This window comes from Bathymodiolus azoricus thioautotrophic gill symbiont (genome assembly GCF_001298715.1).
Taxonomy (GTDB): domain Bacteria; phylum Pseudomonadota; class Gammaproteobacteria; order PS1; family Pseudothioglobaceae; genus Thiodubiliella.
The window spans coordinates 1-11,812 of sequence record NZ_CDSC02000481.1; the positions used below are offsets into that span (position 1 = coordinate 1).

The window sequence follows — 11,812 nt, forward strand, 5'->3', positions numbered from 1 at the left end:
TTTATAAAGTATTTATTCGGAGATCAATGGATCTTTGTAGGTTTTGAATCCAGCCATTATAATTGGTATGAATTTTTGAGCCATCATAGTTTAAGTTTGTACTATCTTTGTATTTGATTGAATAGCTATTTTTATCATATGTAATATCAATAACTGCAAGATGCGTTCTAAGGGTTAGCTTTCCTACTATATGTTTGTCAGATTTTTTTGTCATCACCCAGCCAAGACCAGTGCCAGCTCTAACAATTGCTCTTTCAATATTTGCAACAGAATGATTACCAGAGATCATAGCAGAATCAACATCTCTAACTAGTGCTGTCCCACAACCAGCTAATAATGCTAAAGAGACTATAATAATTGATATTTTTCCAAGTAAATTAAATTTCATTTTTTTCCTTATATTTATGTAGTTAATAAAGTGTTACCTCTAAAATTATAATGTATTTTTATTACCCCCACAGAGAAATTAAATGCCCAAATCCAAAAATAGAACCACCCAACCCAAAAATACCAATCAAAATCCTAAAAAATCACTCCATTCAAGTCTTGCATCCATAAAAATACAGACAATACCCCCAATTTGATAAGATCAGCACAAATTATTCGATATTTTGGATCGTTTAGGTTTTTCAGGTGTGTAATGGTATGTGCAGTAGCAAGTAGCCCAATGCGAGCGGTTAAAAGTTCGTTGGTAGAGGACAGTTTGTAGTTTAAAATGTTCATAAACGCATAAAGTTTGGTTGGTTAATGAGGGGCTTGGTTGCCTTTGATTTTCACCTAATGGGTGAAACTGTTTTTTGGTTGAAATCATTATACCAGTTGGGGTTTGTGTGTTTTTTTTGATTTCTATTTTTGGATTGGGGAAATGATTAAAGAAAATTTTACTATTGTAATACCCGCCTACAATGAAGAAGCAACCATTCGTGATATCGTTAAAAGGGCTTTAAAAAAATGTAAAAGCGTTATTGTGGTTGACGATGGATCTACTGACAATACTGTTAAAGAATTAAACAATTTGCCCATTCATTTGATCAAGCACACAACCAATAAAGGCAAAGCTATTAGTTTGTGGGATGGATTTCAACTTGCTTTAAAAAACAAAAATGATTTTATTATTACCCTTGATGGAGACGATCAGCATGCACCAGAGGATGTTGATTTATTGATTAACAAAAGGAAAGAACACAAAAAACACATTATTATTGGTGCTCGTTTGGCAGACAAAGACTCTATCCCTGCAAAAAGATATTATGCTAATAAAATTGCCAATTTCTGGATTGCATGGGCTGCTGGTTATCCTATCTCTGATAGTCAATCAGGGTTTCGGCTTTATCCTTCAATTCTTTTTAAAAACTTAAAAATTTCAACCTCAAAAAACAGTGGCTTTGTTTTTGAAAGTGAAGTTATTATCAAGGCTGCTCAAGTAGGAATATATAGCTATTCTGTCCCTATTCCTGCTGTTTATAAAGAAGATGCTAGACCCAGCCATTTTCAAGGTGTAAGAGATATAACATTGATTACTTTAATGGTGGGAAAGTCCCTTATATCAAGAGGGATGTATCCCCAAGGTTTATATAGATCTGTCATTAAGCCTATGATATTAAATATTTTTTAAATGATATGAAATTTGATTATGATCGATACATTGTTTTATCTTTGTCAATTATTATAATTGTATTAACGCTTGGTATTAGTTTGATGGGTTTGTTTGTATATGTGTTTATTATTGCAAAAGATAAGAAGAATCTTGCCAATAATCAGGCTAACCTATTGTTAGTTTTAGGAAAGAAATTAGAAAATAATTCCCCAGATGGTGAATACATTTCTAGGTTAAATCGTGCTGCATTAATACTAAATAAGAATCTCAATTGCAATGTTTATATTTTAGGCGGTATAACTGGCAACGCTAGTATTGCCGAATCAGATGCGGGGAATTTTTTCTTAATTGATTTGGGCGTTGATAGCAATAAAATATTTTTAGAGAAAGAGTCTGTTCACACATTAGAAAACTTAAAGAATTTTTATCATTTATTAGATAATAAAATTCAAAAAATTTTGTTGGTAACAAATCGTTATCATATGGCGCGTAGCATGATGATGGCAAAAGGTTTTAAAATTAATGCGCTAAGTTGCCCCGCAGAGGATAGCTTTAAATACACATTTACCAATATAGGTAAAATTATTATTGAAGCTTTTTATATAAATTTTTACTTGGTGGGAAGGTATTGGGCTATTTTGACGAACAACAGTAAAATTCTTAAAAGAATTTCTAATATTAGCGGTTAAAATATAAAACAATGTGTTTTATGAGTTTAATTCACATTAATTTAATTATATTGACAGAAAAATTATGCCAAACAAAGAAAGTATTGAAATTGAAATCGCCAAATTAATAGTAGAGACACTAAGTCTTGAAGGTATTAACCCATCTGATATTGATTTTGATAAGCCATTATTTTATGACGGTCTTGGGTTAGATTCAATTGATTCCTTAGAATTGTCTATAGCATTATCATCTCAATATGGTTTTCAATTAAAATCAGATAATCCGAATAACAAGGAAATTTTTTCCTCCATTCGTTCATTGGCTAAACATGTTAAATTAAATCAAGCTTAATTTTGATGGGTAAGATCGTTGTTTGGGCTGTTTTATATCCAATTGTTGCCCATATAGGAATTCAAACCTCTAATACGCATTTGTCTGTTGCATATTTAATGGTATTAATATTATTTTTTATCTATTTCTTAAAAATAAAACCCTTAATTATTAAATATTTTTTTGCGGTTACGACTGTGGGTTTTACTTTTTTGATTATTTTCCTAAATAAAGAATATATATTAATTCAGTCTATCCCCATAGTGGTTTTACTGGCCTTAATTTATACATTCTCTAAATCTCTTACATTTGGAAAAATACCAATAATTACACAATTTGCAGAGTGTGTAGATGAAAAACCACTTAATTTTGATAAGAAAAAATACACAAGAATGGTTACCATAATATGGCTACTTGGGTTTATTTATATGTTCATACAAGGTATTATTGCCTCTATATGGCTTCCTGTTGAAGTTTGGTCTTGGGTTGTAAATACGGGCAATTATGTTGTTATCATATTCATCATGTTGGGTGAATTTTTATATAGAAATATAAAGTTTAAAAATGACAAAATCAGTTTCAAAGTTTTTATAATCCGACTTTTTCATTGCAGATTAAGTAATTAATTTATGTAATAACCCAATGAAAAAAACATTTAAATTACTTAACAACTTAGATAAAAATGCTATAGCTATTTACCATGGCCGTAAGATCTTTAAAGAAGAATTTTTGTCTCATGTCGAATTAACAAAAAATCATTTACTATTGCTCAAATACGCCATAAACCTTTGTGAGAATAGATATCATTTTTTAGTTGCTTTTGCTGCTTGCACCTCTCTTGGTCAAATTAGTTTATTCCCCAGTTCAAAAGCAAAAAAAGAGATAGAAAGACTTTCAGAGTCATATTTTAATAGTTATTTAATTAATGATGAAGATGTTGTTGATTTGTATCAACAAAACAATAAAAATGAATTCAAAAAAATAGAAAACTTTGATATAAATGCACAACAAACTGTTGCTATTTTATTCACCTCTGGAACCACAGGAAAAGCCAAAGAGAATCCAAAAACATGGGGACAATTAAATGAAAGCTCAATAAGAGTAGGTAGAAGACTGTGGCCAAAAGGCGTACATGGGAAATGTATGATTGCCACAGTTCCTCCACAACACATGTTTGGATTTGAAACATCTATTATTTATCCTTTAACCTTGGGAGTGATGATGCATGACGGTTATCCATTCTATCCCTTAGACATTCAGCAGATAGCATTAGAAACGCCAGAGCCAAAGATTCTTATCACCACACCACTGCACTTAAAAGCTTGTATTGGTTTGAAAGAAAATTGGCACAACATTGATTCTGTAATTTCTGCAACATCTCTATTGTCTAGTGATATTGCTAATGAGGTGGCAAAAATATTAAGCACTCATGTGTTTGAAATATATGGGTGTAGTGAATCTGGTGCTATCGCAACAAGGCAAACAAACAAGGGCGATAGATGGGAACTGCTGGAAGATTATGACATTAAAGCGAAAGGAAATAATGTTTTATTAAAAGCTGTTGGATATAAGAATTTAATCAATATTTCTGACCAAATTAAAATGATTAGTAATAGATTTTTTTATTTGCTTGGACGTAGTAGTGATTTGGTTAAAATCGGTGGAAAGAGAGAATCGTTGAGTGGTCTTTCACATAAGCTTAAAAAAATTGATGGTGTTGATGATGGCATATTTTTTATACCTAAAGAAAATACAGATCAGCGTGTTCGATTAGCTGCCTTAGCCGTTTCTTCAACGTTAACAAGAAATCAAATAATACATCTATTGTCACAAACAATAGATTCTGTTTTTTTACCAAGACCATTAAGGGTGGTTGCCAACCTTCCATATAATGAATTAGGAAAATTGCCATTAAACAATTTAATTAAAATGATTGATGGTACACCCTTAGATATTTGATTAAAATGATCTTGACATGAGTATATATAGAATGTTGTATAAAATTATTGTGGGTATCTTTTTTAGTTTAAGGTCATTATGATTTTATTTGACTTTATTATTAATAACGAACACCCATCCTTACCAGGGCATTTCCCTAACAATCCTATTGTTCCTGGAGCAATTATTATTGAGAAAGTAATTCAAAAATTGTCCGAGTTAGAAACACCCAAAGAAGTAACAACACTCTTAGCGATAAAATTTATTAAACCCATTTTGCCTAATCAAAAAGTAGCTATATTGTACAAAAACATATCTCCCACATTGTTGTCTTTCGAATGTAGCATTGATGGCAAGGTCTCTGTCTTAGGTCGCTTAAGCACTAGATGAAAGATTCTAATTGGAGAGCAAGCAAAGAAAGAAGCACCCCGTTTGCTTTGCATTTGATCTGCTGGCTTGCCATCAATATTTCTCGTAATTTTGCAAGGCTTTGGTTGTACCCGATTACATTGTATTTTTTTTTAACATCACCGAAAGTCCGCCTTGCCTCAAAAAATTATCTAAAAAGAACGACACTGCCCAAGCATGGCTTTGTTCAAATTCTTAAGCATATCTATTATTTTTCTGCCGTTATCTTAGACAGGATTTATTTTATTACCAATCAAACAGAGCAGTTTGATGTTAAGATTTTTAATGAAGAACTTGTTTCAAATTTAACTAGAAATAACTTAGGCTTTATATTGCTAGGCTCTCATGTCGGAGGTTTTGATGTTTTGCAATATTTAACGCCTAAATGTGGTCAAGCAAAGATTGTGATGGATATATCTCATAACTCAATGATTACTAAGATTTTATATAACCTTAATCCCGCTATGTTTAATGCCATTATTGATGCAAATAATGACAATGCCTTATTAAAGGTTAAAGAAAGTATTGACAACTCTGAATTTGTTGCCATATTGGCAGATAGAAGTGTCGATAAACAAAAAACAATTCAGTGTACTCTTTTGGGTGATGTTATTAATATTCCAAAGGCCCCTTTTGCACTTGCGAATATTTTAAAAAAGCCGATAATTGTTTTTTTTGGTGTATATGTGGGTAAAAATAAATATGAAATTCACTTCAAAGAAATAAAGAACGATTACACCGAAAAAAAATCTGAAAGAGAAAAAAATATTACAAAGAATGCCCAAGTTTATACCTCATACATTCAAGACATGATTGAAAAACATCCGTTTAACTGGTTTAATTTTTATGATTATTGGGATGATGAGTTATGAATTGGTTTAAGTTTTTTTTGTTACTATTAATCGTAAACCCTATTGTCACTTACTCAGAGATTGAAATTGCCAATGTATTTGGGTTGATTTCTAAAAACCCAAATAAGACATTAAAGTTTGTTGAATTGCGTAGTGCAACTTTTTTTACCGAAGAAATTAAAACAACAGGAACGGTATCATTTAACGACGATGGTTTGATGAGTAAATATATTGCCACACCTATAAAATCTGAAATTCACATAACAGACAACACGCTTTTGCTGTTAGATGATGACGGAAAGAGGGAAATATCCCTTGCCAATCATCCTGTGCTTGCCAGTGGCGTTAATGCTATAAGATGGCTTTTATTAGGAAATAAGGAAAAAATTTCAAGCAATTATTTCATTGAATATTCCAATAAGCTTACTGATTGGAAAATCAAGTTAATTCCAAGAAATTCAGAGATTTTATCTCGGGTGTCAAGTATTTTAATAACAGGTCAGCTTGGCAATATAAATGTTATTAAATTGTCAAAATCTGATGGCACTAGTGTTATAACAACTTTTAGTCAATGATAAAAAAATGACAACAATATCTCGAAATTTTTTGTTTTTTATAATTGTCGCAGCTTCTGCTTGGTATTTAAACAACAATTTATTGGTTGTCTCTAATATTGAACAATTTATGCCTGCTGATATTCGGGATAAAAATGCACAAGTGCTGATTGAGAAATCTCAAAAAGGCTTATCTGCCAATCTTATTTTGGCACAAATTTCAGGTTCTAATGACAAAGAATTATCTCGACTTAGTCGGGCATTAAAGCTCAATTTAGAAAAAAAAAAGTCGTTTAGCTCTGTCATTAACTCACAAAATTTTAATGATTTAAAACATGAAAAATTATTAAAATATCGATATTTGTTGCATAGTAACAATACATTTGATATTGATAGTTTGCGTCATAATTTTGAAAAATTATTAACTGCTTTTACCGCTGACACACCCAGTGAATTTATTGATTATTTATTGATTGACCCTCAAAGCGTGTTCTTGGACTATCTGTCTTTAAATCAAATTAAAACAACTGCAAAACAGAAAAATGGCGTTTGGTTTGTTGGCAACAAAGCATTATTAATGATTCAAATTCAAAAAAATTCTACAATTGAACAACAAGACTTAGCCATAAAAACCATTAAAAATACCTTTGAAGCCAATAAACCCAGTGGCGCAAAATTGTTGTTATCTGGTGCTAGCATTGTGGCTGTTGAAATGCGTAAAAACATCCTTAATACCATTCAATATGCAAGTTTTGCATTGATAATTATTATGTTTTTTGTGTTTGTATTTATTTATAGGTCGATTTATTTATTAATACTGGCGATTATTACGCTCGCATCCTCTATCTTGATTGCAATGAGTGTCACTCAGATGATTTTCTCTCAAATTCATGGCATCGTGCTAGCATTTGGCATCACTGCACTTGGCGTTTGTCTTGATTATCCATTACATGTATTTAGCAATACTTGCACAAAAGTTTCAGCCAGAAATGCTATTAAGAAAATTTTAAAACCACTTAAAATCGGTGTTCTGACTTCCATATTTGCCTATATGGCTTTGATAGGGACTGGTTTTGATGGTCTTACACAACTTGCTATTTTTGCCTCAATTGGCTTATTATCAACGCTTTTGATTAGTGTTTATTTTTTACCTTTATGGATGCAAAATACCAAGATAAATAAAAGAAAAATTCCTATTGGGAAATGCTTATCATTAAAATCTAAAATTTTCATTAGTTTATTGGTTGTTTTATTGCCTGCAATATTTCTATCACAGCAAGCTGGTTTGTTTAATACCGATATATCACAATTAAATCCCGCTTCAATTGCATCAAAAAAAGTTGATGCAGATTTACGCCAAGTATTGGGCTCAGAAGAAGTTAATCATGTTTTTTTAACATCGGATAAAAATTTAACAAAGATTTTAACAGAAACCCAGGAAATACAACAACAACTAAAAAAATTAGTAGCTCAAGATATTATTGGTGGAACTATCAGTGCAGACACATTATTACCTGATAAAAAAACACAAAAATATCGTCAAGAGCAGCTACCCAATAAAGAAAAGTTAAAAAACAATGTTTCTTTAGCTATGTCAAAAATGCCTTTCAAACAAGATGCATTTGACAACTTTATTAATGATATCAGTTCAAGTAAAACAATGCCTTTACTTAACTATCAAGATTTTGAAGAATCCCTCATGGCAAGCAAGATCCAGTCGTTATTGTTTATCCAAGATGGTGTTTGGTATTCTCTAATAAGGGTAATTGACATTAAAAATATCAATAAATTTAAGCAACAGGTGAATAATTCCTATCTATTAAAAAACACTTATTATTCAATTAGTGCGATGGCTGGTAATATTATGAATGACTATCTAAAGAAAACTTGGACTAGATTATTTGCCATGCTGTTATTACTATTTGCTATTACCCTTTGGTTTGCTTATAAAGATAAAAATCGAATTTGGATTGTTTTACCGGTTTTTTCTGGTGTCTTAATCAGCCTTAGCTTTCAAGCGCTACTAGGCAATAGTATTAATATTTTTCATTTGTTATCATTATTATTGGTGATTGGCTTGGGTTTTGATTACAGTTTATTCTTCAACTATGAAAACAACAAGATGATCCAACTCTCTAATAGCACACATGCCATTACTATTAGTGCAATAACAACTATAATGACATTTTCAGTTCTGGCTTTTTCAGATGTTAATGTATTAAGCTCAATTGGACAAATTGTTGTTATTGGGGTTTTTGCGTGCTTTATCATTGCTAAATTTATTAGCACACCTACAAATAAATATGAATAAAACAATAGATTCACTTCAAGTAACTGCCAGTACATTAGTTAATGCACTAGGCAATGGTAAGCGCTTTACTTTAGATGCAATGTTCAGTGGCTCTAGTGGGTTGCGTAATGCCAGCTATCCCGAAATGAACTTCAATACTTTTTTAGGGTTGGTGGATAAAGTTGAGGATGTTGAATTAGAAAACCATTTAAAAAAGTTCAGTTGTAGAAATAACAAATTAGCCAAATTAGCTTTAGATGTTGATAATTTCCGTGATGAAATTGATAGAGCGATTAACAAGTATGGGAAAAATCGAATTGGGGTTTTTATTGGCACCAGCACTTCTGGCATTACAGAAACTGAAAATGCTTATATTGGCAGAGATAAAGATACAGGAAAATTGCCAAATATAGATATGCTTTATACAGACAATACCAGCTCTGTTCAAAGGTATGTTTGTCGCTCATTGGGACTAACTGGTGTAGGTATGGTAATTTCGACTGCTTGTTCATCAAGTGCCAAAGTTTTTGCCTCAGCTCATAGATATATAGCAGCAGGTCTTTTCGATGCTGTCGTAGTTGGCGGTGTTGACAGTATATGTTTGACTACCTTATATGGGTTTAATTCACTACAACTAATATCTGAAGATATTTGTCGCCCTTGGGATAAGAATCGACAAGGTATTAATATAGGTGAAGCCGCAGGTTTTATGTTGCTGGAAAAATCCGCCAACAACAATTATATCCATTTAACAGGTTATGGTGAAAGCAGTGATGCTCATCATATTTCCTCGCCACATCCTGAAGGTGTTGGTGGGAAAATAGCGATAAAAAAGGCATTAACAAGCTCTGGAATCAACCCTTCGGATGTGGATTATATAAATTTACATGGCACGGCAACACTATCAAATGATTATTCAGAATCTAGAGGGTTGTCTTCGGTCTTTAATTCTGAAATTATATGTAGCTCAACCAAAGGTATGACAGGACATACTTTAGGTGCAGCTGGAATTAATGAAGCTATTATCTGTACTTTAGCTTTGGAAAATTCTATCATTCCTGCTAATATAAATTTACACACTATTGATGATAACCTCCCTATTCGGGTGCCAACAAAGTGTATAAAACAATCATTAAACCATGTTATGTCTAATTCTTTTGGATTTGGCGGCAGTAATTGCAGTCTAATATTTTCATGTTAAATAATAAAGTATATATCAATGGCATTGCTGTAATAGCCCCAGGAATGGAAGATTCTAAAAAGTCATTAGAAATTCTTAAAGGCAATATGGACTGGTATCCAGAAGCTTTATCCAAAATGACACCCTCCTCATTGCCAGCAAATGAAGCTCGCAGAACCACAACTGTCATCAGGCTTGCATTAAAAGCCATTGACTCTATAGATTATAAAAATGATACTTTAACAGTTTTTGCCTCATCGGAGGGGGATTTAGATATAAAAGATAAAATATGCAAGGCTTTATCAACCAAAGAAAAGATGGTGTCGCCAACTTTGTTTCATAATTCTGTGCATAACACACCTGCGGGATATTTTTCAATTGCCACTGGCATACAAACCCCTTCAGTTAGCTTATCTGCAGGCGATAATACTTTTTCTGCTGGACTGATTGAAGCATTAACCCAAGTATTGATCGAAAAAAATGATGTATTATTGGTTGCTTATGATAATGTTATCCCCAGTGATTTAGCGTGTTTTCGTCATTTTGAATACCCAATTGGAATTGCTTTGTTACTCAGTATGGATAAACACCTTGAGGCAATAGGAGATATTGAAGTTTCTGTAATAAACAATCAGAAAAGTGTGACCAAATGCTTCAACAAATCACTTGAAAAAATGAGGATTGGCAATCCTATTGGTATTGGATTGCCATTAATTGAGGCTTTGATTAAAGGAACAGGCGTTGAAATCGTGATTCCATATGTGAATCAAAATCAATTATCAATAAAAGTCAATAATGTTTAGTAATATTGAACTTTGTAACTTAATTCCACATTCTGGAAAAATGTGCTTGCTTGACACTGTTAAGCAATGGAATAGTGAATCCATTATTTGCATAACACAAACACATCAGAAAAATGACAATCCTTTGCGTAACAACGGATCCCTACCTGTATCAGCTTTGATAGAATATGGCGCTCAAGCAATGGCAGTTCATGGTGCATTAATTGCAAAAGATTTATCAGAGAAAATGCAAGAAGGTTATTTGGCAGCGTTAAAAGAGGTAAATTTTTATCAAAATTTTGACATAAATAATATTACTTCACCTTTGATGGTTAAAGCCACAAAAAAATTTGCCTCTCAAGGTAACATGATTTACGAATTTTCAGTTGCTTCTGAAGATAATGAGCTAATATCTGGAAGGGCAACTGTTGTTGCTATTTTTAATAATTAATTTTTAAAAAAAATATATAATGAAAAGATCTTTAGTAACAGGCGGTAGTGGGGATTTAGGTAAAGCAATATGCATTGATTTAGCCAAAAATAATATTGAAGTTTTGGTTCACAGTAATACCAATCAAACCAAAGCCATTGAGATTGTAAAAACCATTGTTGAAAATGGTGGAGTGGCATCTACAGTTTGTTTTGATATTACTGATAAAGACGCCACTCAAAAAGAATTAGACAAAATTCTTGACCAAGGTGCCATCCAGATTCTGGTTAACAATGCAGGTATTCATGATGATGGAATTTTTGCTGGCATGTGTTATTCTCAATGGCAAAGAGTTATGGATGTAAATTTAAACGGATTTTTTAATGTTACACAAAAACTCATGCTACCAATGATGAAGACTCGCTGGGGTAGGATTATTAATTTATCTTCAGTTGCAGGCGTAATGGGTAACCGTGGACAAGTTAATTATTCAGCAACAAAGGCTGGCATAATTGGTGCTACCAAATCTTTAGCCATAGAAATGTCATCAAGAGGGATTACAGTTAACGCTATAGCGCCAGGTATTATCAAGGGTAGCATGACTCAAGATATATTTGACAAAGATTATATAAAAAAAACCATACCCGCTGGACGAGCAGGAGATCCAGAAGAAGTGGCTGCTTTGGTGTCTTTTCTGGCAAGTGATTCTGCCAGTTATATTTCTGGACAAGTCATTGGTGTTAATGGAGGCATAGCCTAATATTTTTCTTGTTTTCTTTCATA

At 32.3% G+C, this 11,812-nt stretch carries 15 protein-coding genes; 13 read left to right on the forward strand and 2 right to left on the reverse strand.

The genetic code is table 11. The annotated features are described in order from the left end of the window. Nucleotide 1: 1 nt before the first annotated feature. Nucleotides 2-388 (reverse strand): hypothetical protein, encoded by a 387-nt coding sequence (locus BAZSYMA_RS09060; protein ID WP_090718284.1) that lies wholly within the window; start codon nucleotides 386-388, stop codon nucleotides 2-4. Between the two features lie 134 nt (nucleotides 389-522). Then, entirely contained in the window at nucleotides 523-723 is a 201-nt protein-coding gene (locus tag BAZSYMA_RS09725; protein ID WP_143243188.1) for a hypothetical protein, read from the reverse strand. Nucleotides 724-865: 142 nt separating this feature from the next. On the opposite strand from BAZSYMA_RS09725, the gene BAZSYMA_RS09065 reads away from it, so the two are divergent. The 13 genes from BAZSYMA_RS09065 (at nucleotide 866) to fabG (ending at nucleotide 11,789) form a co-directional block, all read left to right on the forward strand. After that, nucleotides 866-1,615, forward strand: a complete 750-nt coding sequence (locus BAZSYMA_RS09065) for a glycosyltransferase family 2 protein (RefSeq protein WP_090718287.1) — start codon at nucleotides 866-868, stop codon at nucleotides 1,613-1,615. Nucleotides 1,616-1,620: 5 nt separating this feature from the next. After that, entirely contained in the window at nucleotides 1,621-2,286 is a 666-nt protein-coding gene (locus BAZSYMA_RS09070; protein ID WP_090718291.1) for a YdcF family protein, read from the forward strand. Between the two features lie 64 nt (nucleotides 2,287-2,350). Then, nucleotides 2,351-2,617, forward strand: a complete 267-nt coding sequence (locus tag BAZSYMA_RS09075; RefSeq protein ID WP_090718296.1) for a phosphopantetheine-binding protein — start codon at nucleotides 2,351-2,353, stop codon at nucleotides 2,615-2,617. 5 nt (nucleotides 2,618-2,622) lie between these two features. Then, on the forward strand, nucleotides 2,623-3,222 hold the full coding sequence (locus BAZSYMA_RS09080; protein ID WP_090718300.1) for a COG4648 family protein: 600 nt from the start codon (nucleotides 2,623-2,625) through the stop codon (nucleotides 3,220-3,222). 16 nt (nucleotides 3,223-3,238) lie between these two features. Next, the gene (locus BAZSYMA_RS09085) at nucleotides 3,239-4,555 is read left to right on the forward strand and encodes an AMP-binding protein (RefSeq protein WP_090718306.1); all 1,317 of its coding nucleotides are present in this window, start codon (nucleotides 3,239-3,241) and stop codon (nucleotides 4,553-4,555) included. Between the two features lie 78 nt (nucleotides 4,556-4,633). Then, nucleotides 4,634-4,924: an ApeI family dehydratase gene (locus tag BAZSYMA_RS09090; RefSeq protein ID WP_090718309.1), complete on the forward strand. Its 291-nt coding sequence runs from the start codon at nucleotides 4,634-4,636 to the stop codon at nucleotides 4,922-4,924. Further along, nucleotides 4,921-5,814 carry an LpxL/LpxP family acyltransferase gene (locus BAZSYMA_RS09095; RefSeq protein ID WP_090718312.1) on the forward strand — a complete coding sequence of 298 codons (894 nt, stop codon included), beginning with the start codon at nucleotides 4,921-4,923 and terminating at the stop codon, nucleotides 5,812-5,814. The genes BAZSYMA_RS09090 and BAZSYMA_RS09095 overlap by 4 nt, the downstream gene beginning before the upstream one ends. After that, nucleotides 5,811-6,368: a LolA-related protein gene (locus tag BAZSYMA_RS09100; RefSeq protein WP_090718317.1), complete on the forward strand. Its 558-nt coding sequence runs from the start codon at nucleotides 5,811-5,813 to the stop codon at nucleotides 6,366-6,368. Before BAZSYMA_RS09095 ends, BAZSYMA_RS09100 begins: the two co-directional genes overlap by 4 nt. A gap of 7 nt (nucleotides 6,369-6,375) precedes the next feature. Beyond that, a complete protein-coding gene (locus BAZSYMA_RS09105; protein ID WP_090718321.1) occupies nucleotides 6,376-8,658 on the forward strand; it encodes an MMPL family transporter in 2,283 nt (760 codons plus the stop codon). After that, nucleotides 8,651-9,838, forward strand: coding sequence for a beta-ketoacyl-[acyl-carrier-protein] synthase family protein (locus BAZSYMA_RS09110; protein WP_090718335.1), 1,188 nt, complete (start codon nucleotides 8,651-8,653; stop codon nucleotides 9,836-9,838). The genes BAZSYMA_RS09105 and BAZSYMA_RS09110 overlap by 8 nt, the downstream gene beginning before the upstream one ends. After that, complete coding sequence (locus BAZSYMA_RS09115; protein ID WP_090718324.1) at nucleotides 9,832-10,620, forward strand: beta-ketoacyl synthase chain length factor; 789 nt, start codon at nucleotides 9,832-9,834, stop codon at nucleotides 10,618-10,620. The genes BAZSYMA_RS09110 and BAZSYMA_RS09115 overlap by 7 nt, the downstream gene beginning before the upstream one ends. Beyond that, nucleotides 10,613-11,050, forward strand: coding sequence for a hotdog family protein (locus tag BAZSYMA_RS09120; RefSeq protein ID WP_090718327.1), 438 nt, complete (start codon nucleotides 10,613-10,615; stop codon nucleotides 11,048-11,050). Before BAZSYMA_RS09115 ends, BAZSYMA_RS09120 begins: the two co-directional genes overlap by 8 nt. A gap of 19 nt (nucleotides 11,051-11,069) precedes the next feature. Further along, nucleotides 11,070-11,789, forward strand: a complete 720-nt coding sequence (gene fabG / locus BAZSYMA_RS09125) for a 3-oxoacyl-ACP reductase FabG (RefSeq protein WP_090718330.1) — start codon at nucleotides 11,070-11,072, stop codon at nucleotides 11,787-11,789. Nucleotides 11,790-11,812 lie beyond the last annotated feature (23 nt).